General features: G+C 46.0%; 21 protein-coding genes and 1 pseudogene. 15 read left to right on the forward strand and 7 right to left on the reverse strand.

The genetic code is table 11. The annotated features are described in order from the left end of the window. Positions 1 to 22 precede the first annotated feature (22 nt). On the forward strand, positions 23 to 1117 hold the full coding sequence (locus K5Q99_RS03965; protein WP_220776112.1) for a hypothetical protein: 1095 nt from the start codon (positions 23 to 25) through the stop codon (positions 1115 to 1117). A 115-nt stretch (positions 1118 to 1232) separates the two neighbouring features. Here K5Q99_RS03965 and K5Q99_RS03970 read toward each other — a convergent pair whose 3' ends face one another. From K5Q99_RS03970 to K5Q99_RS03985, 4 genes are all read right to left on the reverse strand, one after another. After that, on the reverse strand, positions 1233 to 4280 hold the full coding sequence (locus tag K5Q99_RS03970) for an efflux RND transporter permease subunit (protein WP_220776113.1): 3048 nt from the start codon (positions 4278 to 4280) through the stop codon (positions 1233 to 1235). After that, positions 4277 to 7534, reverse strand: a complete 3258-nt coding sequence (locus tag K5Q99_RS03975; RefSeq protein WP_220776114.1) for an efflux RND transporter permease subunit — start codon at positions 7532 to 7534, stop codon at positions 4277 to 4279. The genes K5Q99_RS03970 and K5Q99_RS03975 overlap by 4 nt, the downstream gene beginning before the upstream one ends. 12 nt (positions 7535 to 7546) lie before the next feature. Beyond that, positions 7547 to 8611: an efflux RND transporter periplasmic adaptor subunit gene (locus tag K5Q99_RS03980; protein ID WP_220776115.1), complete on the reverse strand. Its 1065-nt coding sequence runs from the start codon at positions 8609 to 8611 to the stop codon at positions 7547 to 7549. A gap of 298 nt (positions 8612 to 8909) precedes the next feature. Continuing rightward, on the reverse strand, positions 8910 to 10196 hold the full coding sequence (locus K5Q99_RS03985; protein ID WP_220776116.1) for a citrate synthase: 1287 nt from the start codon (positions 10194 to 10196) through the stop codon (positions 8910 to 8912). Positions 10197 to 10611: 415 nt separating this feature from the next. Between K5Q99_RS03985 and sdhC the strand changes: the two genes are divergently transcribed. The 10 genes from sdhC (at position 10612) to K5Q99_RS04035 (ending at position 21630) form a co-directional block, all read left to right on the forward strand. Then, on the forward strand, positions 10612 to 11007 hold the full coding sequence (gene sdhC / locus K5Q99_RS03990) for a succinate dehydrogenase, cytochrome b556 subunit (RefSeq protein ID WP_012089416.1): 396 nt from the start codon (positions 10612 to 10614) through the stop codon (positions 11005 to 11007). Next, positions 11001 to 11348: a succinate dehydrogenase, hydrophobic membrane anchor protein gene (gene sdhD, locus K5Q99_RS03995; protein ID WP_106650761.1), complete on the forward strand. Its 348-nt coding sequence runs from the start codon at positions 11001 to 11003 to the stop codon at positions 11346 to 11348. The genes sdhC and sdhD overlap by 7 nt, the downstream gene beginning before the upstream one ends. Next, positions 11349 to 13115 carry a succinate dehydrogenase flavoprotein subunit gene (gene sdhA, locus K5Q99_RS04000; protein ID WP_106650760.1) on the forward strand — a complete coding sequence of 589 codons (1767 nt, stop codon included), beginning with the start codon at positions 11349 to 11351 and terminating at the stop codon, positions 13113 to 13115. Between the two features lie 11 nt (positions 13116 to 13126). Next, on the forward strand, positions 13127 to 13834 hold the full coding sequence (locus K5Q99_RS04005; protein WP_106650759.1) for a succinate dehydrogenase iron-sulfur subunit: 708 nt from the start codon (positions 13127 to 13129) through the stop codon (positions 13832 to 13834). A gap of 214 nt (positions 13835 to 14048) precedes the next feature. Beyond that, positions 14049 to 16880: a 2-oxoglutarate dehydrogenase E1 component gene (locus tag K5Q99_RS04010; protein ID WP_220590443.1), complete on the forward strand. Its 2832-nt coding sequence runs from the start codon at positions 14049 to 14051 to the stop codon at positions 16878 to 16880. 31 nt (positions 16881 to 16911) lie between these two features. Further along, positions 16912 to 18102, forward strand: a complete 1191-nt coding sequence (gene odhB / locus K5Q99_RS04015) for a 2-oxoglutarate dehydrogenase complex dihydrolipoyllysine-residue succinyltransferase (protein WP_220590442.1) — start codon at positions 16912 to 16914, stop codon at positions 18100 to 18102. A gap of 105 nt (positions 18103 to 18207) precedes the next feature. Continuing rightward, entirely contained in the window at positions 18208 to 19374 is a 1167-nt protein-coding gene (gene sucC / locus K5Q99_RS04020; RefSeq protein WP_107947894.1) for an ADP-forming succinate--CoA ligase subunit beta, read from the forward strand. Continuing rightward, a complete protein-coding gene (sucD, locus tag K5Q99_RS04025) occupies positions 19374 to 20246 on the forward strand; it encodes a succinate--CoA ligase subunit alpha (RefSeq protein ID WP_220590441.1) in 873 nt (290 codons plus the stop codon). The genes sucC and sucD overlap by 1 nt, the downstream gene beginning before the upstream one ends. A 381-nt stretch (positions 20247 to 20627) precedes the next feature. Then, positions 20628 to 21035 (forward strand): nucleoside diphosphate kinase regulator, encoded by a 408-nt coding sequence (rnk, locus tag K5Q99_RS04030; protein WP_106650754.1) that lies wholly within the window; start codon positions 20628 to 20630, stop codon positions 21033 to 21035. Between the two features lie 97 nt (positions 21036 to 21132). Next, complete coding sequence (locus K5Q99_RS04035) at positions 21133 to 21630, forward strand: GNAT family N-acetyltransferase (protein ID WP_220776117.1); 498 nt, start codon at positions 21133 to 21135, stop codon at positions 21628 to 21630. Between the two features lie 81 nt (positions 21631 to 21711). On the opposite strand, the gene fur is transcribed toward K5Q99_RS04035, so the two are convergent. Continuing rightward, on the reverse strand, positions 21712 to 22143 hold the full coding sequence (fur, locus tag K5Q99_RS04040) for a ferric iron uptake transcriptional regulator (RefSeq protein ID WP_106650752.1): 432 nt from the start codon (positions 22141 to 22143) through the stop codon (positions 21712 to 21714). A 257-nt stretch (positions 22144 to 22400) separates the two neighbouring features. Here fur and cobB point away from each other — a divergent pair, with 257 nt between their 5' ends. The 4 genes from cobB to corA all read left to right on the forward strand — a co-directional run bounded on the left by cobB (position 22401) and on the right by corA (position 25368). Further along, positions 22401 to 23132, forward strand: a complete 732-nt coding sequence (gene cobB, locus K5Q99_RS04045) for a Sir2 family NAD+-dependent deacetylase (RefSeq protein WP_220590439.1) — start codon at positions 22401 to 22403, stop codon at positions 23130 to 23132. Further along, on the forward strand, positions 23129 to 23578 hold the full coding sequence (locus tag K5Q99_RS04050) for an ATP-binding protein (RefSeq protein ID WP_220590438.1): 450 nt from the start codon (positions 23129 to 23131) through the stop codon (positions 23576 to 23578). Before cobB ends, K5Q99_RS04050 begins: the two co-directional genes overlap by 4 nt. A gap of 344 nt (positions 23579 to 23922) precedes the next feature. Continuing rightward, positions 23923 to 24294 carry a hypothetical protein gene (locus K5Q99_RS04055; RefSeq protein WP_220590437.1) on the forward strand — a complete coding sequence of 124 codons (372 nt, stop codon included), beginning with the start codon at positions 23923 to 23925 and terminating at the stop codon, positions 24292 to 24294. Between the two features lie 126 nt (positions 24295 to 24420). Continuing rightward, positions 24421 to 25368, forward strand: coding sequence for a magnesium/cobalt transporter CorA (corA, locus tag K5Q99_RS04060; protein WP_106650748.1), 948 nt, complete (start codon positions 24421 to 24423; stop codon positions 25366 to 25368). Positions 25369 to 25578: 210 nt separating this feature from the next. Here the strand turns inward: corA and K5Q99_RS04065 are convergent. After that, positions 25579 to 26148: pseudogene (locus tag K5Q99_RS04065) on the reverse strand (HD-GYP domain-containing protein); the annotation flags it as partial. An 8-nt stretch (positions 26149 to 26156) separates the two neighbouring features. Then, on the reverse strand, positions 26157 to 26275 hold a 119-nt coding region (locus tag K5Q99_RS04070), incomplete at its 5' end, for an IS3 family transposase (protein WP_220775748.1).

The raw sequence follows: 26275 nt of genomic DNA on the forward strand, positions 1-26275 counted from the left end.
ATATTTATTACAAGGAGTTGAAATGAAAGTCTTGATGTTTAAAACCCCTTTACTGGTGATATTGGCTGTGAGCACTTTATCGGCCTGTACCATAGCCCCTTACAAGGTAAACCTTGATACTAACCAACAAGAAAAGCTCAATAATGCACAATTAGTCGTTGATTTATCAAATAAAAAATTAGGAGCTCAGTATCACTTATATGGCACATCTGATGGTACGTTAGCTGCAGCGGGTGTCACTGCAGGGGCGCTTGGCGGTTTAATTGTCGGTTTGACTGAGGTTGCAATTAATGAATCCCGAGAGACTGATGCAGAAGAAGCGATAACAAAAATTAGAGAGTTACTTGCGGGTGATACCTTAAAAAAGGCCTATGAGAAGCAGTACCAAATGTTGATCACGACCTTGCCTCAATTGGCTGACAATCAAGTGAAGGTTTATGATGAATGGCCTTCAAAAGGAATTAAAACCTTAGGATTAGCACCAGATGATACTGCGCTTATCCTCACACCGGAATACAGCTTAACACCGGATAACACAATGCTGCATGTATTGTTACAGGTCCAGCTGTATCAAGGTGCCGTTAAAGGGGCAAAGCCGCAATTGCTTTACCAAAACCGCTTCCTATACCAATCAAAATCGAATCCCTATGTGGATAGACTCCGCACCGAAGAAGAAAAGCAGGAGTATCTTGCGAAAATTAATGCCAAGTATGCCAAATTGCCTGATGGCATGCGTGAACGTTTAAGGGAGATTAAAAAGCGTGACAAAGCCTTAGCCGCGGTTAATGAGCCTTTAGATGAGCAAGCGTTCGCTGCAAAACAGGCTAAGACATGGCTAGCGGATAATGGTCAGCCGTTACGCCAGTATCTTGAGGAAGGGGTACAGGAAGTATTTAACATGTTTGCATATGATGTTGCTGAGCAAACTGATTTTATGCAAGGAAAGGTGTTTCCCATCGCTTTTCGCTCATTTTCGAATACATCCGGTGAGCGTTGTTGGTACCGACTAGGGGATAATTTCAATAAAGGTATTATGCTATCGCTCAATAGCAACGACTTTTTTAGAGGGACGCAAACTGCGCAAGGTCAGGTGATTGTCGCGCCGTTAAGGCAATAATTAATTATTTTGTAATAAAAAAGGCTGCACAGCAGCCTTTTTATTACAAATTCAATGGCATATTAAGTTGTCGAAGATTGCTGAACTGTTCAAGAACATCAGCTATCCAAGACAACTAAACCGTCCAAGGTAACAGTTTTTTGGCAAAGTGATCGGCTTGGCCTAAGCGAATCGCTGCGCGGTGACGCATCCGATAAAAAGCTTGATAGCACAGGGGGACTAAGTACAAGCTAGTCACTGTCGAGAACGATAAGCCACCGATAATGGCGATTGCCATGGGGTAATATGGCGGGCCGCCGCCCCCGATTTGGGTATCACCCATCGCCAGTGGAACTAAGCCCAACACTGTGGTGCCCACTGTCATCAATACTGGCCGTAAGCGCGTGATACACACGTCTCGAATGGTGGCGGACAATTTGTCGAGATCCGGCGTCATCTGGTTAATTTGATCCACCAGAACTATGCCGTTATTCACTACAATTCCCATTAAAATCAATATGCCTATCATGGCCATCACAGAAATAGGCGTGCCCGTGATAAACAGCGCCCAGAATACCCCTGTGATCGAAAATAGGATTGAAGTGATAATCGCCGTCGGCAATAACAGCGACTCAAATAGCGCCGCCATAACGATGTAAATCATCGCAACAGCCAATAGCATATTGGTTGCCATCACATTCTGATCTTCATCTTGACGCTCGAATCCACCGCGCAGTGAATAGTCGTAGCCATTAGGGAAATGGATATTTTCCATCACTTGCTTGATCTTAGTTTGCGCTTCTTCCGTGGTGAGGTTTTCTAAGTTTGCGCCAATCGACAAAGAGGTTTGGCGATTAAAGTGCTTAATGGTATCGAAGCGAGGTTGGATCTCAATCTTCGCTAAGTTATCTAAGGTGTACACCCTTTGGTCGATGCGCACTATTGGTAACTGCTTGAGTTTTTCGAGCGATTTTTGCCACTCTTTCTCATAGGCCATTTCGATGCGCAGTTCGCCATTGGGGTCGTGGCGGAACGAGCGTAGCGGTGAACCGCGCAGTGCCATAGAGATACTCGAAGCGATTTCATTGAGTTTTAAATCTAACCGCGCCGCCATTTGCCTGTCGATGCGGATAACCACTTCCTGTTGCGCACCGTTAAGCTCGGAGCGAACGTCTTGCATTCCTTTGATATTTTGCAGTAAAGGGATCACTTGTTCGCTTAAGTTAATCAGCTCAGAGGTTGAGCGCCCTGTGAGCGTCACGCGCACACCAGAGTTGTCATTGCCCCAACCAAATTGTGGTTTAGCGATGGAATACTTAGGAAAGCCGCTACGGATTTTCTTTTTCAACTCATCCAATGGTATAGGTAAATCTTTCTTTAGGAGGATCACCGATGAGCCATCGTCAGAGGCATAATAGCTGTAGACAGAATCAATATGGAATTCCTCTTTATTGTTATAAAGATACTCTTCCATTTGATTGACCATAGCTTCAGTCACATTGAGATTATGCCGACCTTCCACTTGGTAGTTGATGTAAATTCGCTCCTTGCTCTGGCTGTCTTCTTGATCCTGTTTGACCATCGACAGCGGCAGGGCGGTAGAGGCGAGAATGGCCACCGCAATCAAGCCTGAACGCCAAGGCCTCAGCAATACCCAGTTAAGCGTATTGTTGTAGAAGCGCTGTAACTTACCGGCATCCTTCTCGGGCGCGATATCGAAGTGGAACTTAGTTAACATCAAAGGGATCAAGGTTTTAGCAACCAGTAGTGATGCCGCAAGTGAGATACAAATCGCGATGGCAACATGCTCGAGGAAAATCGTCATTTCCACTTTCACGCCAAAAATATTGGGTAAAAATACGATGGCAGTGGTCATAGTACCCGCCAATACGGCGAGGGACACTTTATCGACCCCAGTCATCACTGACTCTTCATTATCCTTGGGTGATTTGCCCTGTTTCTCCTGCAGCACGCTCTCGCTCACTACCACAGCGTTATCAATTAACATACCAATGGCGAGTAAGAGTCCCATCATAGACAGGATATTCAAGCTGTAACCGAGTAAATACATGGCGGCGAGCGTCATACCAATTGAAATAGGCACGGATGACACAACCACTAAGGTCATTTTCAGATTACGTAGGAACAAGTACAGCACCACAAAGGACAGCAGGGCACCGATTAAGCCCGAAAGTAAAAGGTCCATCAGTGACGATTTAACCCCAGAGGCTTGATCTTCCATGATAAACAGACGAATACCTTGGAATTGCTGATCTTGTTTCGCTAGTTCAATGACTTTTAGTACGCGTTCAGACACTTCGACTAAGTTAGCGCCTGATTCTTTAAACACATCCAAACCCACGGCATAGTGCTTATCTAAATGTCGACCTTCGATACGTTCAGGTAGGGCAAATTGCACATCGGCGATATCGCCTAAGGTCAATCCGGGGATCAGTACTAGTGCTTTGATATCTTCAAGGTTTCTAAACTCACCCTTAGGTGAAACTTGATAAACGATATTACTGGCCCTGAGTGTACCTGCGCTCAGCACAAAGTTCTCTCTGCCGAGACGTTGTTGCAAATCTGTGGCTGAAAATCCACTGGCGGCAAGGCGGTCTGCATTGATGCGTACCTCAATTTGCTTTTGCTCAACGCCGTACAGGCTGACCTTAGAGACACCTTCAACACGTTCAAGTGGACGCTTGAGCTGTTTATCGAGTAGATCGAATGCACCTGAAAGCTCACGATCACTTGAGATGCGTATGGTGAGCACAGGCATGTCGGCGGTGGAGAATTGTCGGATAAAGACCCGCTCCACATCTTTGGGCAGTAAATGCCGCACTGCATCGATTTTTTCCCGCGCTTCTAAGCTCTTAGTGGCAACGTTTTCCCCCCACTTCATGTTGATTTCGATTTCGGCGCCTTCTTGGGAGGATTCTGATTCAAGCTCATCAATCCCCCCCATAGTCGCGAGGGATTCCTCCAGCACTTTGGTAATATCGCGCTCCACTTCAGCAGGGGTCGAGCCTTTGTAAGGCACTTCCACCACTATCTGTGGGATATCGATACCGGGGAACATTTCCAGCGGTAACAGACGACTCGAGGCGAGACCAAATAGCAAGATATCAAAGAAGAACATGCTGGTGGTCACGGGACGCTTAATGGCTAAACGGGTGAGGTTCATGGGCGAGCCTCCTCAACGTCATGCGCTATATCAGTGGCTGCAACGTCATACACTTTACGGTCGAACAGGGCATAGAGCACTGGGAGCACAATTAGAGTCAATAAAGTCGATAAACTCAGACCAAAAATCACCGTAATCGCCATAGGTGCACGTACCTCAGAACCATCGCCCAACCCCAGTGCCATCGGCAATAAGCCTAAGGTGGTGGTGAGCGTGGTCATCATAATGGGGCGTAGGCGCGATTTAGCTGCATCGCGAATGGCATCAAGTTTTTGAGCACCTTCGCTACGCAGTTGATTGATCCGATCCACAAGCACAATCGCATTGTTCACGACGATCCCCGCCAACATGATAAGGCCAATAAATACCACCACACTCAAGTTAGTTTGGGTGATATAAAGCCCAAGTACACTGCCACCTAATGCCATAGGTACGGCAAAAAGGATAAGCAAGGGGTGCAGTAGTGACTCAAACTGACTCGCCATGACTAAATACACTAAGAAAATCGCTAAGATAAGGGCAATTTTGAGTGACTGGAACGAGTGCTCCATTTCCTCATTTTGACCACCAAAACGGGCCTGAACCGATGCGGGTAACACTTGTTGCGATAGTATCTGCTGCGCCTGTGCCACCGCATCGCTTAAATCACCATAGGCGAGGTTAGCTGATACGAGAGCAACACGTTGTTGGCTGATGCGGTTAATCGCCGATGGGCCTAATTGCAATGAAACTTCTGCAACTGCGCTTAATGCAATAGGTTGGTTGCTGTTGGGGTTGATAATTAAGGCATCGATATCGCTGATTTGATCCCGCTCCGCGAGTTCACTGCGCACCAGAATATCAATCTTACGGTCACGCACTGTGTATTGACTGGCAACAGTACCACCAACACGTTGGGCAATACGATTCGCCACCGTTGGCGCGTCCATTCCGAGCGCTGCTAACCTTGCATGATCGAAACGGATACTCAGCTCAGGTTGACCATCACGTAGACTGGTGTTCACGTCGGCAAAACGCTCCGATGCGGATAATGCTTTGACTAGACTATCTGCGCTGCGTTTGAGTAAGTTTAAATCGTAACCTGTGAGCTCAATTTCCAGTGGCGTTTTAAAGCTGAATAACTCAGGTTGCTCGATTTTCGCTTCAAGTTCAGGAATGCGGCGTGCGGTATCACGCAGCACTTGAGTGATTGCGTTATAGGCATTGTGATCTGTCAGTACCACTTGTAAGCGGCCCCAATTTTCACCCCCGCGAGCAGTATCCGAGGTCATCAAACCACCGCTACCAGCTTGGCTATAGGCATGTTTGACTTCGGCTCTGTCCTTGATAGACAACGCGAGTTGTTGCAATACCTTATCGGTTTCGCTCACTGCAGTACCCGGTGGCAGTAGGATTTCTACATAGAATTCGCCCTGATTCATCGGTGGAATAAGCTCCATACCTAGGCGAGGTAATAGGCTAATACACGCACCTGTTATCGCAATGGTGAGCAGCAGCGTGGTCATTTGTTGATGTAGCGCCGAGGCTAGCAGCTTGTGATAAACCTTCTCTATACTGCGGTAGACAAAGTTAAACCCTGAACTCAAAGGACGCATGATAAGACCGATAAGCCAGGAGAAAAAGCGGCCTAAAATCAGCACTAAGGTCAGTAATGCACTCGGTAAGTAACTAAATATCAACAGAATAGGGAATGAAAATACCGTCGCGCTGTAGTGCTTAAGTTTACCCATTTTAGTGGTGGGTTTATTCTTAGGCGTGGTTTTTATCAGCGCGGGTAAGGTTTTAAAGCCTTCGCGTGATGCCAGCATAGGGATAGAAGTTAAGGCGACTAACAGCGAGGCTAATAAAGCAAAGGTGACCGTCAGCGCTTGGTCGGAGAACAGGGCACCGGCAATCCCATCTACAAACACTAAGGGTACAAATACCGCAAGGGTCGTCAGTGTGGAGGCGAAAATCGCGCCCGCTACTTCTTTAGTTCCTGTGACTGCAGCGTCTAACTTACTCATGCCTTCACTGCGACAGCGGTCGATGTTCTCTAATACCACAATGGCGTTATCGACTAACAGACCAATGGCCAGCGCAATACCACCTAATGACATGATGTTTAAGCTGATATCGGCAAAATACATCATGTTAAAGGTAGCGATAACTGAGAAGGGAATCGAGATGGAAATAATCAGTGTTGGAATGATGTTACGCAGGAATAGGTAAATCACTAGCATAGACAATAAACTGCCCATCAGCGCCGAAGAGGTGACTTCACTGACCGCACTTTCGATAAACTCGGATTGATCGTAAATCACTTCGAGTTTGTTTTGCTTAGGATCTTGATTGATTTTGACAAGCTCATCGCGCAGTTTTTTGGCGACAGCGACAGTGTTCGCATCACCTTCTTTATAAATCGCCAGCTCAATCGATTCTTGGCTACCTATGCGGGTGATATCACTGCGCTCTTTATAAGCATCGGTAATTGTCGCGACTTCGAATAAACGCACTAAGGTTTGCTCGTCACGATAGACGAACACTTGGCCAAGTTCATCCAATGAATTGAATTGATTAAGTGTCCGCACTAAGTATTCGCGATCACCTTGGATCACTTTACCGGCAGAGAGGTTGATGTTTTCCTCATTAATACGACGTTTAATGTCGTCGGCATTGAGATTAAGTTGCGATAGTTTTTCTTGATTGAGCTGAATGTGTACTTCTTGCTCTAGGCCGCCAGATAAACGCACGGCGGCGACCCCAGAAAGTGCTTCTAAGCGACGCTTAAGCTCTTCTTCTGCGTAGGTGCGCATTTGCTTAAGATCGGCTTCTGAGGCATTGGGCACAGACAACGCAAGACGCATAATCGGGTCAAGGTTGGGGTTAAAACGCAGTAATAATGGCTTTTTAACGTCCAAAGGCAGGGCGATAGTGTCGAGTTTTTCGCGCACATCTAAACTCGCCATGTCCATTGTGGTGCCCCATTCAAACTCGAGCACTACATCTGACATGCCTGAGCGCGAAATAGAGCTGATCTTACGTAAGCCTTTGACCACGCCAACGGCTTCTTCAATGGGTTTTGAGACGAGCTGTTCAACTTCTACTGGCGCCGCACCGTCATACATAGTGCGAATGGTTAATGTGGGATAGCTTAAGTCTGGCAGTAACTTTACCGCTAAGCGGGAAAAACCCACCATGCCGAATAAAATCACCGCCAGCATGAACATCCATACCGTGACTGGCCGTTTAACGGAAGTGCTGATAATTGACATGAAAGGCTCCTATCAGTTCTTAGCGGAAGCAAGATCGAGTGGGGTGATCACTTCGACTAAGGATTGGTCTTTCAAGTTTTGCTGGCCGCGGGTAACGACTTGTTCGCCTGGGTTAATGCCTGCAATCACTTCCACAAAGTCACCTTCACGGTAGCCAATTTCGACTTCACGGCGGTTAGCATTGGTGCCATCGATAACATACAGAGCTTGCCTGTTATCTTGGTTGATCAGTGCACTGTAGGGAACGGTAATCACGTTTTCGTGGGTGTCATACTTAAGCTCAACACGGGTAAACATCCCTGCTTTTAGGCGCGCTTCTTGATTCGGTACCGCTAATGTCACTTTAAACGTGCCACTTTGCGGGTCAACAATCGGGCTTATCCGCAGCACTTTGGCATGGATAGCATTTTTACTTTGTTGATTGCTGAACACTTGTGCTTCTTGGCCAAGTCTTAAGCTGGCAAGTTGTTGCTCTGGCAGATGGACAATTCCGTGGAGTTCATCTTGATTGACTATGTAGAACAAGTCGCCAAATTCCTTCGCCATGTTGCCTGCTTTCACATAACGCTTAGCGACGACGCCGCTGATAGGGGAGAGTACGCGGCTTTCTTTTACTTGTAGCTCGGCAAGATCTTTCTTGGCGATGGCGGCTTGCAAGTTATATTCAAGTTTGGCCATCGAATCTGCGCTGATAAATTCTTTGTTGCCCATTTTCTTCAGACGATTCAATTCCTGCTCAATGATTTTAACTTCGGCTTCTGAGCGGTCTAAATCGTATTGCTGTCTTTTGGCATCGATAACGGCGAGCACTTGGCCCTTTTGAACGCGGTCACCTTCTTCAACGGCGAGAGATTCAATGAGCCCTGATATACGACTCACTACATTGGCTTCCTGTGGGGCTTCTAAGGTGGCTGTTGTGCTGTAGAAAGATGAAACGTTTCCTTGCATCACAGTGGTGGTTTCGACGGGAATGGCATATTTTTCTTCTTTTTTGGCCACTTCTTCCTTACCACAGGCTGCCAGCATTGAAATCATGAGCAGGGGGAGGGCGAATTTAGCAATGTTTGACTTTTCCATAAGAGTGTTACCTGTTGTCTTTATTGTGATGCCATTTGATAGCAGAAACCGTGCCAATGTTAAATGTAGCTTAATTTCATATGGTTAAGCTATATTTAAGTTAGGGCTAATGTGTGGATTTCACTAAATGTAGCTAAAAAGTTTAAAAAGTGATGAGAATAACTAAAGGCGGTTAACAGCGGTTATGCAAATAGGCAATTGCAACAATGTATTTTGTGTAACAAGGGGAGTGTAAAAGGTGATTGTTCGATATGAAAAAAGCGCCCTCAGGCGCTTTTTAATGCGTAAGCCGTGGGACTTAGCGTTTGTCTTGTGTGACGAAATCACGTGCAGTTTCGCCAGTGTATAACTGACGTGGACGGCTGATTTTGTGGCCTGGTTGATCTAACATTTCTTTCCAGTGAGCAATCCAGCCTACAGTACGAGCCAGTGCAAACAGCACAGTGAACATACTGGTTGGAATACCAATGGCTTTCATGATGATGCCAGAGTAGAAGTCGACGTTTGGATACAGTTTCTTAGAAATGAAGTATTCATCTTCAAGCGCAATGCGCTCAAGCTCCATTGCCACATCCAATAGTGGATCGTTAACTTTCAGCTCTTTCAGCACTTCGTGACAGGTTTCACGCATAACTTTGGCACGTGGGTCAAAGTTTTTGTAAACACGGTGTCCAAAGCCCATCAGACGGAATGGATCGTTCTTGTCTTTAGCACGTTCAATGAATTCAGGAATACGGTCAACTGAACCGATTTCTTCTAACATTTGCAAACAGGCTTCGTTAGCGCCGCCGTGTGCAGGGCCCCAAAGAGACGCGATACCCGCTGCGATACACGCAAATGGGTTAGCACCTGAAGAACCCGCTAAACGTACGGTTGAAGTCGATGCGTTTTGTTCATGATCAGCATGTAAAATGAAGATCCTGTCCATTGCACGTTCAACAATAGGGTTAACTATGTATTCTTCACATGGTACAGCAAACATCATGCTTAAGAAGTTGCCCGCATAGCTTAAGTCATTACGTGGATACACGAATGGCTGGCCTGAAGAATACTTGTAGCACATGGCTGCTATCGTAGGCATTTTTGAGACTAAGCGATAAGCGGCGATTTCGCGGTGACGTGGATCGTTAACATCCAGAGAGTCTTGGTAAAATGCAGATAATGCACCCGTCACACCACATAACATGGCCATAGGATGAGCATCACGACGGAAACCTCTAAAGAAGAAGGCTAGCTGCTCGTGAACCATAGTGTGGGTTTTAACTGTATGTACAAACTCAGTATATTGCGCTTTCGTCGGCAGTTCACCGTAAAGCAGCAGATAACACAGGTCTAGGTAATCGGAGTCAACGGCTAGTTGATCGATTGGATAGCCACGGTGTAACAATATACCCAGATCACCATCAATATAGGTAATTGCAGATTCACAGGAGGCAGTCGCAAGAAAACCTGGATCAAAAGTAAAGTAACCTTTGCTGCCAAGTTTACTGATGTCGATTACGTCAAAACCAGCGGTTCCCTGCTTTACTGGCAATTCTATCGAGTCGTTCCCTGGTAATTCTAATTTGGCTTTTAAATCAGCCATACCCCGTTCTCCTTACTTAGTTCTTATCTGTGAGTGCGGCATGTCAAACCGCCATTACTTTACAGCCATTCTAGATCACATTTCAATTTAAATAAGCGTTTAAATTTGTTAGACCATGGTATAAATGCCTTTACTTTCCCATGCGGAACTGGCACTTACAGTAAAAATTCGTCAAAAAAACATAATTTGCATTCTGTGATGTTTGTATTTGACATTTGCCGCGAGTATACTTGCCTCGCCCAATAAGGGCCGCAAACAACGATTATAAAGCACCCTCTGTTTACATGTTAAATGAGTGCGTGCTCAGATAGTTAACTGTTTGTTTAAACTTTGCTTTTGTGTTTACTTTTGCCGTGATTCACATCCCAGTTTAAAGTTTGTACAAAAGCGGTTCACATAACAAAAAAAATGCTCAATGGAGCTGAGTGAGCAGAACGTGAAAAAGCAAAGACCTGTCCATTTAGATCTGCAGACCATTCGCTTTCCTGCAACAGCGATTGTGTCAATTCTTCACCGTGTTTCCGGTGTCATCATGCTGTTCGCAGTTGGCATTCTCATTTGGTTGCTAAATTCATCTTTAGCATCAGCTGAAAGTTTCGCTGGCGTGCAATCTCTATTTGATAACTTCGTTATGAAGTTCATCCTGTGGGGCATTATGACTGCACTGGCGTATCACTTGTTTGGTGGCCTACGTCACTTAGTAATGGATACCGGTCGTTGGGAAGAATTGTCATCGGGTGCCGCATCAGCGAAAGCTGTATTTGCCTTAACGGTAGCCTTTTCAATCATAGCGGGGATTTGGGTATGGTAACCAATGCAGCAAGTTTTGGACGCAGTGGTGTTCATGACTTTATTCTACTACGCGCTAGTGCAGTGATCCTCGCCTGTTACACCATTTTCTTGGTTGGCTTTATTGCATGTAGTTCCCCTCTCACCTACGACGTCTGGCATAGCCTTTTTAGCGCTCTGCCAATGAAAGTGTTTACACTTCTGACGCTGGTTGCATTACTCGTACACGCTTGGATTGGTGTATGGCAAGTGCTGACAGATTACGTCAAGTGCACGTCGTTACGTGGTGTTTTACAGTTCACCTTTGTCGTTACCGTATTTTGTTATTTAGCGGCCGGCATTGTTATTGTGTGGGGTGTCTAAGTGAGTATTCCAGTACGCGAATTTGATGCTGTAGTGATCGGTGCCGGTGGCGCTGGTATGCGTGCAGCGCTGCAGATTTCCAAAGAAGGTAAAAGCTGTGCGCTTTTATCAAAAGTATTTCCAACTCGTTCTCATACCGTATCTGCGCAGGGTGGTATCACTGTTGCGTTAGGTAACGCCCATGAAGATCATTGGGAACAGCACATGTACGATACCGTGAAAGGTTCCGATTTTATCGGTGACCAAGAAGCGATTGAATTCATGTGTAAAACCGGTCCTGAAGCCGTGATTGAACTTGAGCAAATGGGTTTGCCTTTCTCTCGTTTCGAAAATGGCACGATTTACCAACGTCCGTTTGGTGGTCAATCTAAGAACTTTGGTGGCGAGCAGGCTGCACGTACTGCGGCAGCTGCCGACCGTACTGGTCATGCTTTGCTGCACTGTTTATACCAACAAAACGTGAAGCATAAGACGCAAGTCTTCTCAGAATGGTATGCATTAGATCTCGTTAAAAACGATGATGGCGCCGTTGTGGGTTGTACTGCGATTGAAATTGAAACGGGCGATATCGTTTATTTCAAAGCCAAAGCAACGATTCTAGCGACCGGTGGTGCAGGGCGTATTTACGCTTCTACTACTAACGCGCATATCAACACCGGTGACGGTGTCGGTATGGCAATGCGTGCTGGCGTGCAAATGCAAGACATGGAAATGTGGCAATTCCACCCAACTGGCATCGCCGGCGCGGGTGTACTTGTGACTGAAGGTTGTCGTGGTGAAGGCGGTTATCTGCTGAACAAAGACGGCGAGCGCTTCATGGAGCGTTATGCCCCTAACGCGAAAGATTTAGCATCACGCGACGTGGTAGCACGTTCTATGATGACTGAAATCCGCGAAGGTCGTGGTTTAGACGGTCCATTAGGTCCACATTGTTTACTCAAGCTTGATCACTTAGGTAAAGAAACTTTAGAAGCACGTTTACCAGGCGTGTGTGAATTGTCTCGTACCTTTGCCCATATCGATCCGGCCGATGGTCCAATTCCAGTGTTGCCAACCTGTCACTACATGATGGGCGGTCTGCCAACTAAAGTCAGTGGTCAAGTTATTCGTAAGAATGAAGATGGTACTGAACAAGATGTTATCGGTCTGTTTGCTGTGGGTGAGATTGCCTGTGTATCTGTTCACGGTGCAAACCGCTTAGGTGGTAACTCATTGCTCGATTTAGTGGTCTTTGGCCGCGCAGCGGGTCAGCATTTAGGTAAAGCTTTGGATGAGACTGACGATCCAAAAGATGCAAGCGATGCGGATATTCAAGCATCACTGGCTCGTCTGAATCGTTGGGAAAGCAACAAAGATGGCGAAGATCCAGCGCAAATCCGTAAGGATCTGCAACTGTGTATGCAATTAAACTTCTCTGTATTCCGTCGTGGCGATGCTATGGCTGAAGGTTTAGAGCAGTTGAAAGTCATCCGCGAACGTCTTGCAAAGGCGAAGTTGTCTGATAACTCTCGTGAATTCAACACTCAACGTATTGAATGTTTAGAGTTAGATAACCTAATGGCAACAGCAATCGCTACGGCCTATGCTGCTAACTTCCGTACTGAAAGTCGCGGTGCTCACTCACGTGAAGATTATTTAGAGCGTGATGATGAGAACTGGTTATGCCACAGCTTATTTGACCCTGTGACTGAAACGATGGATCGTCGTGCAGTGAACATGGCACCTAAGTTACGTGAAGCATTCCCACCGAAGAAACGTACCTACTAGGAGTTGCAAAGATGAAATTGACATTTGCAGTTTATCGCTACAATCCTGACGTAGATACTAAACCGTATATGCAGGATTACAGCTTAGAAGTAGCTGACGGCTCTGACATGATGGTGCTCGATGCACTGATTAAGTTGAAAGAGCAAGATCCGACTCTGTCATTCCGTCGCTCATGCCGTGAAGGTGTTTGTGGTTCTGACGGTGTGAACATGAATGGTAAAAATGGTCTGGCGTGTATTACCCCAATTTCAACCTTCAAAGGCAAGAAATTAGAAATACGCCCATTACCAGGTATGCCAGTTGTTCGTGACTTAGTTGTTGATTTAACTCAGTTCTATAAGCAGTATGAGAAGATCAAGCCTTACCTCATCAATGATGAGAAAGCACCAGCCCGTGAACACTTACAATCACCTGAAGAGCGTGCTCATTTAGATGGTCTGTACGAATGTATCATGTGTGCCTGTTGTTCTACGGCTTGCCCATCATTCTGGTGGAATCCTGATAAGTTTATCGGTCCAAGCGGTCTGCTTCACGCATATCGTTTCTTGATCGACAGTCGCGATACAGCAACAGAAGAACGTCTTTCTGAGCTGGACGACGCCTATAGCGTGTTCCGTTGCCACGGCATCATGAACTGCGTTGACGTGTGTCCAAAAGGCCTTAATCCGACTAAAGCAATTGGTCATATTAAGTCCATGCTGTTGAAGCGAGCAGTGTAATGCGAGAACCCGAGCTGAAACCAATAATAATATAGCTCTTGAAGAGTCACTTTCTGGTAGCAGAAGGTGACTCTTTTGCGTATGTAATGGAAGACAACGCGCCGTATATCTGGACATCTAGGGGCGGCAGAAATTATGCGTCGAAGGTAATCTCTACAGACTGCATATTTAATACTATGGCTAAGCACGTGTATAAAGTTTGAAAGGAATAGAAATGCACCAAGGCATCATGAAAGCCTGGCTCGAATCATCTCACTTAAGTGGTGCAAATTCGACCTACGTAGAAGAGATGTATGAAGCCTATCAAGAAAACCCACAGTCAGTCGCTGATGATTGGCGTGCGGTATTTGATAATCTCCCTCCTGTGAACGGTGCCTCTGTTGATGCGCCTGAAGCTGCTCACTCAAAAGTACGTGATTATTTTCGCAGTTTAGCGTTAGAAGGACGCCATAAGAGCTCTGCTCGTGTGACGGATCCTGAACTCGATGCTAAGCAAGTTAAAGTCCTGCAGTTAATTAACGCCCATCGTTTCCGTGGTCATCAAGGTGCTAACCTTGACCCCCTAGAACTGTGGAAACGCGAACCTGTGGCCGATTTAGATCCTGCCTTCCACGGCCTGACTAAAGAAGACATGGATCGTGAGTTTAATACTGGTTCTTTTGCTCATGGTGGCGAAACCATGAAGCTGGCGGATTTGGTAAAAGCACTGAAAGCCACTTATTGTGGTTCTATCGGTGCTGAATATATGCACATTACCGATACCGATGAGAAACGCTGGATCCAACAACGTCTCGAACCTTCCTTAGGTAAAGCTAACTACGATAAAAGTGTTAAGACACGCATTCTTGAAGGCTTAAACGCCGCAGAAGGCATTGAAAAATACTTAGGTGCTAAATTCCCTGGTGCGAAACGTTTCTCGTTAGAAGGCGGCGATGCGTTAGTGCCTATGATGCGCGAAATTATTTATCGTGCAGGTGAAGCGGGTACTAAAGAAATCGTCGTTGGTATGGCTCACCGTGGTCGTCTAAACGTACTGGTTAACGTATTAGGTAAGCGTCCTGCTGAACTGTTTGATGAGTTCGCGGGTAAGCATGCTGATACCCACGGTTCGGGTGACGTTAAGTACCACCAAGGTTTCTCCTCTGATTTCGAAACGCCGGGCGGCAATGTGCATTTAGCACTGGCCTTTAACCCATCGCACCTTGAAATCGTTAACCCTGTGGTCATTGGTTCGGTACGTGCCCGCCAAGACCGTCGCGGTTGTAAGGATGGCTTACAAGTCATGCCTATTACTATTCACGGTGATTCAGCCATTGCGGGTCAAGGGATAGTACAAGAGACATTCAACATGTCTCAAACCCGCGGTTTTAAAGTGGGCGGCAGCATTCGCATCGTAGTGAACAACCAAGTGGGTTTCACTACGTCTAACCATGCGGACGTGCGTTCAACTGAATATTGTACTGACATCGCTAAGATGGTTCAGGCGCCGATTTTCCACGTTAACTCTGACGATCCAGAAGCGGTTGCATTTGTATCGCAGTTAGCCGTTGATTATCGTAACGAGTTCAAACGTGATGTGGTGGTTGAATTAGTGTGTTATCGCCGTCATGGCCATAACGAAGCCGATGAGCCAAGTGCAACTCAACCGCTGATGTATGCCAAGATCAAGAAACACCCAACGCCACGTAAGATTTATGCAGACAAGTTAATCGCTGAAAACGTGATTGCTGCCGATGAGGTGACTGGTCTTATCAATAATTACCGTGACGCATTAGATCAGGGTGATTGTGTGGTGAAAGAATGGCGTCCAATGACGCTGCATTCTGTTGACTGGACACCTTATATTGGTCGTGAGTGGGACGAAGCGTTCGAATCTGCGATGTCGGCAGAACGTTTACAAAACCTTGCGGACAAATTGAGCTACGTTCCTGAAAGCCATCCATTACAATCCCGTGTTGCTAAGATTTATGGCGACCGTGTTGCTATGGCAAAAGGTGAGAAACCACTCGATTGGGGCTTTGCAGAAACTTTGGCTTATGCCTCGATTCTGGAAGACAACAAGCGCGTTCGTATCACAGGTCAAGATTCTGGCCGTGGCACTTTCTTCCATCGTCATGCTGTGCTGCACAATCAAAACGATGGCACGACTTACATGCCACTACGCAACATTGCCGATGAGCAAGGTCCGATTGATATTACTGACTCAGTATTATCTGAAGCCTCAGTATTGGCATTTGAATACGGCTATGCGACGGCAGAACCTGGCGGCCTGACCATTTGGGAAGCCCAGTTTGGTGACTTTGCCAACTGTGCCCAAGTGGTTATTGATCAGTTCTTGTCATCGGGTGAACAAAAGTGGGGCCGTTTATGTGGTCTGACTATGTTGTTGCCCCATGGTTATGAAGGTCAAGGCCCAGAGCACTCAAGCGCCCGTTTAGAGCGTTTCTTGCAAATGTGTGCTAACCACAACATGCAAGTGTGTGTGCCTTCAACACCTGCACAGGTTTACCATATGTTGCGCCGTCAAGTGGTGCGCCCAATGCGTCGACCACTTATCGTGATGTCGCCTAAATCATTGCTGCGTCATCCATTAGCCGTGTCGAGTTTGGAAGAATTGGCCAATGGTAGTTTCCAAAATGTGATCGGTGAAATCGATACCTTGGAAGCAAGCAAAGTGGATCGCGTTGTTTTCTGTAGTGGTAAAGTTTACTTCGAACTACTGGAAAAACGTCGTAAAGAAAACATCACTAACGTAGCGTTAATTCGTGTTGAACAGTTATATCCGTTCCCACATGATGAAATGATCGTTGCTTTGGCTGATTACCAACATGTTAAAGATTTTGTTTGGTGTCAGGAAGAGCCACAGAACCAAGGTGCTTGGTACTCGAGTCAACACCATTTCTGGGCCGCGATTCCTGCAGGTGCACAGTTAACTTATGCCGGCCGTGAAGCGTCAGCTGCGCCAGCATGTGGTTACCCTGAGTTGCATACACATCAGCAAGAATCTTTAGTGAACAGTGCCCTGAAACTTACAATCACACTGTAGTAATAGACATTTTATAAAAGGATAGTTTTTCATGAGTATCGAAATCAAGGTACCTGTACTACCAGAATCTGTTGCCGATGCCACGATTGCCACTTGGCATGTGAAAGTGGGTGAGCAAGTTTCTCGTGATCAAAACCTGGTTGATATTGAAACCGATAAAGTGGTTCTTGAAGTGGTTGCGCCAGAAGATGGCCACATTGGCGAGTTTTTGTTTGAAGAAGGCGCCACTGTTTTAGGTGAACAAGTGATCGCTAAGTTCATCGCTGGTGCAGTTTCTGGCCAAGAAGTGACTAAAGCTGAAGCAGAAGCGGCAACGCCAGCAGCTGCGACAAGTGACGAATCTAACGATGCGTTAAGCCCATCAGTACGCCGTTTACTGGCCGAGCACAATGTTGATGCTAGCAAAGTAAAAGGTACGGGTGTGGGTGGTCGTATTACGAAAGAAGACGTTGAAGCTTTTGTTAAGTCTGCCCCTAAAGCAGCGGCGCCAGCAGCACCTGCTGTGGCTCCGTTAGCGGCTGGCCGTAGCGAGAAGCGCGTGCCAATGACACGTCTGCGTAAGACAATCGCTAACCGCTTGTTAGAAGCGAAAAACTCTACCGCTATGCTCACGACATTTAACGAAGTGAACATGAAGCCCATCATGGATATCCGTAAGCAATACCAAGATATCTTTGAAAAGCGCCACGGTATCCGTTTAGGCTTTATGTCTTTCTACATCAAAGCTGTGACAGAAGCACTGAAACGTTTCCCAGAAGTCAACGCGTCTATTGATGGCGATGATATCGTTTATCACAACTACTTCGACATTAGCATCGCAGTATCAACACCACGTGGTCTGGTAACACCAGTGTTACGTGACACAGATACCATGAACTTAGCTGAAATCGAAAAAGCGGTTCGTGATTTAGCCATCAAAGGCCGCGACGGTAAGCTGACTGTGGCAGATATGACTGGCGGTAACTTCACTGTGACTAACGGTGGTGTTTTCGGTTCATTGATGTCTACCCCAATCCTTAACCTGCCACAAAGCGCGATTTTAGGCATGCATGCCATTAAAGACCGCCCAATGGCAGTTAATGGTCAGGTTGAAATCCTGCCCATGATGTACCTAGCACTCTCATATGACCATCGTATTGTTGATGGCCGTGAGTCTGTTGGTTTCTTGGTTGCGATTAAAGACTTCCTAGAAGACCCAACTCGTCTGCTGCTTGATCTGTAAGACAACTCGCTAAGAGTTCGCGCTTAAAGAAATAGCCAGACATACCCTCGTGACTGGCCCAAACGGGCCAGTTGGATTTGATTAGAAGTATACGGATAGATCATCATGAATTTGCATGAGTATCAGGCAAAATCCTTATTTGCCGAATATGGTTTACCAGTGTCAGAAGGTTTTGCATGTGATACAGCCCAAGAAGCTGTAGAAGCGGCAGGCCATATTGGCGGAAATTTATGGGTTGTTAAGTGTCAAGTACACGCTGGCGGCCGCGGTAAAGCGGGTGGCGTTAAAGTCACTGGCGATAAAGAAGAAATCAGAGCCTTTGCCGAACACTGGTTAGGCAAAAATCTGGTGACTTATCAAACTGATGAGAAAGGTCAGCCAGTTGCTAAAATTTTAGTAGAAAGCTGTACCGACATCGCTAACGAACTATACCTTGGTGCCGTTGTTGACCGCGCGACTCGTCGCGTTGTGTTCATGGCGTCGACTGAAGGTGGTGTTGAAATTGAGAAAGTGGCAGAAGAAACGCCAGAACTCATCCACACTGCAATCATCGATCCTTTGACTGGCCCACAAGGTTATCAAGCTCGCGATCTTGGCTTCAAGTTAGGTTTAAACCCAACGCAAATGAAGCAGTTCACTAAGATCTTTATGGGTCTGGCGACTATGTTCGTTGATCATGATTTCGCACTATTAGAAATCAACCCACTGGTTATTACCACTGAAGGCAACCTACACTGCCTAGATGGTAAAATCGGTATCGACGGTAACGCACTGTTCCGTCAACCAAAAATCAAAGGCATGCACGATCCATCACAGGATGACGCGCGTGAAGCTCACGCGGCTAAGTTCGAACTGAACTACGTAGCATTAGACGGTAACGTTGGCTGTATGGTGAATGGTGCTGGTCTGGCTATGGGTACTATGGATATCGTTAACTTGCACGGTGGCAAGCCAGCGAACTTCCTAGACGTAGGCGGCGGCGCGACTAAAGAACGTGTAGCAGAAGCTTTCAAAATCATTCTGTCTGACAGCAATGTGAAAGCGGTTCTGGTTAACATTTTCGGCGGTATCGTACGTTGTGACATGATCGCAGAAGGTATTATCGGCGCCGTTAAAGAAGTGGGCGTTAAAGTACCTGTTGTGGTTCGTTTAGAAGGTACTAACGCTGAACTTGGCCGTGAAGTATTAGCTAAATCAGGTCTTGATATCATTGCAGCTACCAGTCTGACTGACGCGGCTGAGCAAGTAGTTAAAGCTGCGGAGGGCAAATAATGTCTGTCTTAATCAATAAAGATACCAAGGTAATTTGCCAAGGTTTCACTGGCGGTCAAGGTACATTCCACTCACAACAAGCTATCGATTACGGTACGCAAATGGTGGGCGGTGTGTCTCCTGGTAAAGGCGGTCAAACTCACTTAGGTCTACCAGTGTTTAACACGGTAAAAGATGCTGTTGCTGCAACTGGCGCAACGGCAACTGTTATCTATGTACCGGCACCATTTTGTAAAGACGCCATCCTTGAAGCTATCGACGGTGGCATCGAGCTTATCGTTTGTATCACTGAAGGCATTCCTACACTGGACATGCTGCAAGTTAAAGTGAAGCTTGAAGAAACTGGCGTTCGCATGATTGGCCCTAACTGCCCAGGTGTTATCACCCCAGGTGAATGTAAGATCGGCATCATGCCAGGTCACATCCACTTAAAAGGCAAAGTGGGTATCGTTTCACGTTCAGGTACTCTGACCTATGAAGCGGTTAAGCAAACGACTGATGAAGGTTTCGGCCAATCTACTTGCGTAGGTATCGGTGGTGACCCAATTCCAGGTACTAACTTCATCGACGTATTGGAAATGTTCCAAAACGATCCACAGACTGAAGCGATTGTAATGATCGGTGAAATCGGTGGTAACGCTGAAGAAGATGCGGCTGCTTACATCAAAGCACACGTAACTAAGCCTGTTGTGTCTTACATTGCTGGTGTAACTGCACCTGCTGGTAAGCGTATGGGCCACGCTGGCGCGATTATCGCTGGCGGTAAAGGTACTGCAGAAGACAAATTTGCTGCATTAGAAGCAGCTGGCGTGACAACTGTCCGCTCGCTAGCTGATATCGGCAAAGCGCTGCGTACTCGTACTGGTTGGTAAGCTAAACCGTTCGATACTAAAAGGCGCCTAAGGCGCCTTTTTTATTGGCTGTAAAATGACAGGAATGGGATTGAGCTAACACCATGAAGACTAGATATTTTTTCTTCTACGGGTTAGATTGATGCTTCTCTACTCGGCAGTCGCCTGCGCCATCGGCGAGCATAGCGTGATGAGAGCCATTAACCATGAGCTAAGTGCTTATGGCTTCAGTGCTGTTTCTGCAAAATATCTTGAATTCAAATTTTTATCACACGGTTGCAGCCTATCGCTGCGAGCGTATTTGTATTATGGGGCTTACCGCATTGGGGGAGGGTAAGCCACTGAGTCGATGTTAGCCTGAGTCACGGCTTGAGCATCACGTTTCTTTACGAGGGAAAGACTGTGAAAACACCTAAAATCATTATTTCGGAAATCGATTTAGAAAGACTAGAGCGATTATTGGAGTCACTGCCGGCAAATGCGTTTCCGGGCAAAGCGGCATTGGAGGCTGAATTAGACAGAGCCGATATCGTGCCTGCATCTCAGATGCCAGCAAATGTGGTGACCATGAATTCGGAAGTGAAGTTTAGCGTTTCATCCAGTAATGAGACCTTCTGTTTACGGTTAGTGTATCCAAAAGACGTAAACGGCGCGGGCACGATTTCTATTTTGGCGCCAGTGGGGAGTGCATTATTAGGGCTGTCACAAGGCGATGAGATTGAATGGCCAGGCCCTGGTGGTTCCATGGTAAAAGTGCGTATTGAAGAAATCCTGTATCAGCCTGAGCGCAGTGGTGATTACCACCGTTAAGCTTAAGGTTCTGGCGTAGTGTCGTTGACGTTACGCCAATAGTAACCATTTATCGATAGGCTGATGTATTAAGCGATCCATTTTTGAAGGAGTAAAGATGATAACCCAAACTGAACGATTAATTATTCGGCCATTTACTGAGCAAGATTGTGAAGCCCTGTATTTGATGAACAGTAATCCTGCGATGCTGAAATACATTCCCACTGCTGCTTTTACGTCTCGTGAGCAGGCGGTTGAGTTATTTCACCAAGTGATCCAAGCCGATTACCAGCAACATGGTTTTGGTCGCTGGGCAGTAGAGCATAAAGCCGATAAACGTGTGATCGGTTTTTGTGGCCCGAAATTCATTGCAGAATTTAATGAAGTCGAACTGGGTTATCGTTATTTCCCTGAGTATTGGGGCACAGGGATTGGCACTGAGGCCGCATCTGCTGCATTAGCCGAATTTAAGCGTTTTGGCATAGAGCAGACAATTGCACTTATCTTAGAAGGGAATCTCGGTTCAGAAGGCGTGGCTAAGCGAGTGGGGATGCACTTGCGCGAGCAAAATGAGTTTATGGGCCATAAAGTGAATATCTACGCCAAACTATTATAACGATTTGCCGATTAACATCATCCAATAAAAAACCAGCCTAAAGCTGGTTTTTTATGTCTCTGCGATGAAAGCTGAAGTCGACTAAGCGTCGTTATGCTCACAGGTATCATTGGTGCAAGTGCCGTACAAATATAAGCTGTGATTCGTCAGCTTAATGTTGTGTTTCATGGCAATTTCATCTTGACGACGTTCGATAACTTCATCTGAAAACTCAATCACTTTGCCACACGACAGGCAAACTAAGTGATCATGGTGATGCTGAGTTGAGAGTTCGAAAACAGCTTTACCGCTTTCAAAATGGTGACGACTGACAATGCCAGCATCATCAAATTGGTTTAACACACGGTAGACGGTGGCTAGACCAATTTCTTCACCCAAATCCAGCAGCTTCTTGTACAAATCTTCTGCACTGATATGTTGGTTTTCAGGTCCTTGCATCAGTTCTAGGATCTTGACTCGTGGCAGGGTAATTTTCAAACCCGCTTTTTTTAGCGCTTGATTTCCATCTGTCATTGCTAATCTCTTGATTGCAGAACCAATAGGTTCATCCGTGGATAGTGTTTGCCATTATAGGGGCTCAGGTTGAAAACTTAAACCTTTGTTCTGGCTTTATAGCGCGATATGCAGATAAATTGTGTCAATAGGCGTTAAATCACAATATTTTGCGGCAATTCAAGCATAGTTTTTGTATGGTTATACCAAGGAATAATATTCACGGCTGCCAAAGTCAGTAAGAATAATTCAAATAAATAAAATAATAAGGAATCGGCATGTACCAGCAAATTGTGGTGTTAACCGGCGCGGGGATCTCTGCGGAATCGGGACTACGCACCTTTCGCGATCAAGATGGTTTGTGGGAAGAACATCATATTGAAGACGTTGCCACACCTGAAGGGTATGAACGTGATGCTGAACTTGTGGAACGCTTTTACAATAGTCGTTGGCAGCAATTGCACAGTGGTACGGTTGAGCCCAATGCCGCGCACCTTGCCTTGGCAAAGTTAGAGGCAGAATTTCAAGGTCAGTTATTGGTCGTGACCCAAAATATTGATGATCTGCATGAGCGTGCGGGTTCACGTCGATTGCTGCACATGCATGGCGAACTATCCAAAGGCCGTTGTCCGCGTTCGCGTCAGACTTTTATTTTACGTGAGCCTTTTGGTGCCGATAACTGTTGTACCTGCTGTATTCCTGCCCAGCGTTTGCGCCCCCATGTGGTGTGGTTCGGTGAAATGCCCTTAGGGATGGATCGAATTCACGATGCGCTCGATAACTGCGACTTGTTTATTGCCATTGGCACCTCTGGTACTGTTTATCCTGCCGCAGGCTTTGTCGATACCGCTAATCATCACGGCGCGCAAACGGTTGAAGTGAATATGATGGCACCCGATAGACACAGTCAGTTCCAGTATCATCTGACGGGCAAAGCGGGGGAGTTAGTGCCCCAGTTGGTCGAGACTATTTTAGCGGGTAGAGTGATTGGCAGTGAGTCAAACGCATGAGTGATAAAATCGCGATTATTATGCGTGGCTTACCGGGCAGTGGTAAGTCACATTGGGTTGAAACTTATATTCTTTCCCTTGCTTTAGAAAAAGCCATTGGCGTGCGCCAACGCGGTGTCTTTTCGACCGATAGCTTTTTCTACCATCAAGATGAATACCGTTTTGATGCTAAGAGGTTGCCTGAGTATCATCAATGTAATCTGACGGGGTTTATTCAGGCACTGTCTTCAGGCGAGCCCGTGGTGATTTGCGACAACACTAATCTGTGCCGCTGGGAATACATGGCCTATGAAGCGGCGGCAAAAGCCTTAGGTTATCAAGTTAGAATTGTGCTTGTGGGCGAACCGAGTAATCCTGCCCATCAGTTGGAATGCGCAAAACGGAATCGCCATGGCGTACCTTTGGCGCAAATTCAACGAATGGCAAAGGTATTTGAGGATTTTTAATCTAAATGGCTTATCATCATGAGTGTTGTGACGCTTTTGTCACAGTAATCGGATTAGGCCTTTATCATTATCTGTATCTCGCGGTGTTTTTTATCCTGTCATTTTTCGTCCTGCCACATTGTTGTAGTACTCTGTTTCAAATCATTGCTTTTGTGTAATGTCATTTGCCATTTGTCTTATCTCTTCGACCGTGAGCGTTAAGCTTGATCCCAAAGACAGTTTATCCACTTGAGTCCGCGTATAATGGCCTTTAGATAATGTGTGGCACTGACGGGTTAATGCTCGATTACAGCATGTGTTATATCGTTGACTGCGCGTAGGCGAAGTACATCAAAGGAAGGGTCATGCTCACTAAAGTTTTACTGACATTCTTAATTATTGCTGGTGCTTGGTTTTTGCTGATGAAGCGCCAGCGACATATTGTGCCTCAGGCCGCGAATATCAGCACTAAACGTTTAAGTGAACCCCTGTGGCGTCGTTATCTGCTCACTGGCGTGTTTGTGGTGCTCGGACTGAGTGTACTCAGTTATAGCGTTTGGTATTGGCGAGACCAGCACACAATAGTCACGGTAAGAATCGTGTCACCCAATGCTGACAACAATGGTGAGTATCGCGTGCGTAAGGGGGATATTTCAGATTCGAAAATGGTGACGCTCGATGGCATCCATATTCGCTTTTCGACCCAAGAACGGCTGACGATCATCGAGACCGATTAAGGCATATTTATTTTACTAAATTATCCTTCGCGCCTTTTCATTGCCAACTTATGCGGTAAACTAGCGACAATTTTTTAGCCTGCACTTAAGTGGGATCGTTAACTTAAGTTTTTTTCAGGAGGACAAATGATTACTGCTTATGTGTATGAAAATCGTCACCTTACTGTGACAGAGCTCGGCATACTGGACAGTATTCCCGCGTCGACCATTTGGTTAGATCTGTATAAACCCGATGATGCGGAGCGAGAATGGTTAAGTCATTTTTCTGTTGAAGAAGTGCCTGACGAAGAAGATATCAATGAAATTGAGGCCTCTGCACGTTTTTATCAAAACAGCGACGGCTTGCACATCAATTCGTTATTTCCCCAGCGTGTCGGCCAAGATGTGCGTGGTGTTAACGTGTCCTTCAACCTTAGGGCCAATTTTTTACTGACAATCCGTGAAGAAGACGTCGGTCTTATCCGCTTGCTACGTAACTATTTACGTCTGGGCCGGTTAGACGTGTCGACGCCGCAGGAATTATTTCTCGAATTATTTAATCTGAAAGTGGATTATCTGTCTGACTTAATCGAAGACGTTTACACTGTGCTCGAAAATGTCGGTGAGCAAGTGTTTGATAACGATGAGCTTGACGATGTATTTAAGCTCATCACTCTGCAAGAAGACTCCAATGGTAAAATCCGTTTGAGTTTGCTCGATACCCAGCGTTCACTGCGTTATATGCAGCGTTACTATCGTGGTCAGCTATCCGATGAGCACTTGAAGGATTTACGGGAAATGTTATCGGATATCGAGTCGCTGATGCCCCACAGTCAATTTATTTTCGATAAATTAAACTTCTTGCTTGATGCGGCTATGGGTTTCAGTGGCCTGCAACAGAACAAAATCATTAAAATCTTCTCGGTTGCCGCTGTGGTGTTTCTGCCGCCAACCTTGATTGCCAGTAGTTATGGGATGAACTTTACCAGTATGCCTGAGCTTGAGTGGCAATACGGTTACCCTATGGCGATTGTGATGATGTTAGCCAGTGCCGCCGGTACTTACTTCTTCTTTAAACGTAAACATTGGTTATAAGTCAGCCGCTAGACGTGTTGGTTTTGTCGAATAAAAGAATAAGGGTCGAATATTATATTCGACCCTTATTTTTGTAACTGCGATTTAATCACTGTGATTTAATCGCTTTACTCGATTTAATGAGCTTTACGTCACGAGTCTAACTCTATGACTTTGATTAAATCAGTGCCGCCAGTTATGCACCAATTGTACGGCTACTTAACTCAGTCATCATTTACGACTGTCACCACCAAAGTAGTAACTCACTCGTTCGCGGGGATTCAAGTACTCGTGAACTTTTTCAGGAAGCGCCGCAGGGGGTAAGCAGCGCACTATGCTGATCCCTTCAATCTCTAAATCAACGATAGGCGCTTGATCTTTAGGGACTAACGCATCGTAAACCAATATCTTAGGGCATAGCAGTTTAGTTAAGTTAACCGACATCACCATGGCATATTGACCGCTGGATAATTCCACCACACTGCCGGGAGGATAAATGCCGAGCATCTTGATCATCTTGCCAATGTATTCTTGATTAAGCTTAGTTTTGTATTGCTTGTATAAATGTCCCAGAGCGGCATAGGGCATTCTGGCTTTGCCCTGTTGGCTTGGATAACACAGGGAGTCATATTCGTTCACTACCGCAATCAATTGCGAAACTTTATCGAGAGCCTCTTCTTTTAGGCCTTTGGGATAACCACTGCCATCGAGAAACTCATGGTGATTGATGATTGCAGGTAAGGCTGCTTGGGGAAAATTATCGGCTAATTTGAGCAGTTCAATCCCAAGTAACGGATGCTGTGTACTGGTCAACCCAAACTGGACACTTTTACTTGAGAATTTTCAAACTCTACAGGTGACAGATCGTCATTAGCAGAATGCAGCCGCTCCAAGTTATAATATTTCATGTAAGCCGTCACATCTTGCT

This window comes from Shewanella hafniensis, from assembly GCF_019655335.1.
GTDB lineage: Bacteria > Pseudomonadota > Gammaproteobacteria > Enterobacterales > Shewanellaceae > Shewanella > Shewanella hafniensis.

Bases quoted from the DNA above. Each gene is read 5' to 3' on its own strand.
- K5Q99_RS04005 (WP_106650759.1), top strand. From the start codon at position 13,127: ATGAAATTGACATTTGCAGTTTATCGCTACAATCCTGACGTAGATACT.
- odhB (WP_220590442.1), top strand. From the start codon at position 16,912: ATGAGTATCGAAATCAAGGTACCTGTACTACCAGAATCTGTTGCCGAT.
- K5Q99_RS03975 (WP_220776114.1), bottom strand. From the start codon at position 7,534: ATGTCAATTATCAGCACTTCCGTTAAACGGCCAGTCACGGTATGGATG.
- cobB (WP_220590439.1), top strand. From the start codon at position 22,401: ATGTACCAGCAAATTGTGGTGTTAACCGGCGCGGGGATCTCTGCGGAA.
- K5Q99_RS04010 (WP_220590443.1), top strand. From the start codon at position 14,049: ATGCACCAAGGCATCATGAAAGCCTGGCTCGAATCATCTCACTTAAGT.
- sdhD (WP_106650761.1), top strand. From the start codon at position 11,001: ATGGTAACCAATGCAGCAAGTTTTGGACGCAGTGGTGTTCATGACTTT.
- K5Q99_RS03970 (WP_220776113.1), bottom strand. From the start codon at position 4,280: ATGAACCTCACCCGTTTAGCCATTAAGCGTCCCGTGACCACCAGCATG.
- K5Q99_RS03965 (WP_220776112.1), top strand. From the start codon at position 23: ATGAAAGTCTTGATGTTTAAAACCCCTTTACTGGTGATATTGGCTGTG.
- sdhC (WP_012089416.1), top strand. From the start codon at position 10,612: ATGGAGCTGAGTGAGCAGAACGTGAAAAAGCAAAGACCTGTCCATTTA.
- K5Q99_RS03985 (WP_220776116.1), bottom strand. From the start codon at position 10,196: ATGGCTGATTTAAAAGCCAAATTAGAATTACCAGGGAACGACTCGATA.
- fur (WP_106650752.1), bottom strand. From the start codon at position 22,143: ATGACAGATGGAAATCAAGCGCTAAAAAAAGCGGGTTTGAAAATTACC.
- sucC (WP_107947894.1), top strand. From the start codon at position 18,208: ATGAATTTGCATGAGTATCAGGCAAAATCCTTATTTGCCGAATATGGT.
- K5Q99_RS04050 (WP_220590438.1), top strand. From the start codon at position 23,129: ATGAGTGATAAAATCGCGATTATTATGCGTGGCTTACCGGGCAGTGGT.
- K5Q99_RS04035 (WP_220776117.1), top strand. From the start codon at position 21,133: ATGATAACCCAAACTGAACGATTAATTATTCGGCCATTTACTGAGCAA.
- K5Q99_RS04055 (WP_220590437.1), top strand. From the start codon at position 23,923: ATGCTCACTAAAGTTTTACTGACATTCTTAATTATTGCTGGTGCTTGG.
- K5Q99_RS03980 (WP_220776115.1), bottom strand. From the start codon at position 8,611: ATGGAAAAGTCAAACATTGCTAAATTCGCCCTCCCCCTGCTCATGATT.
- sucD (WP_220590441.1), top strand. From the start codon at position 19,374: ATGTCTGTCTTAATCAATAAAGATACCAAGGTAATTTGCCAAGGTTTC.
- corA (WP_106650748.1), top strand. From the start codon at position 24,421: ATGATTACTGCTTATGTGTATGAAAATCGTCACCTTACTGTGACAGAG.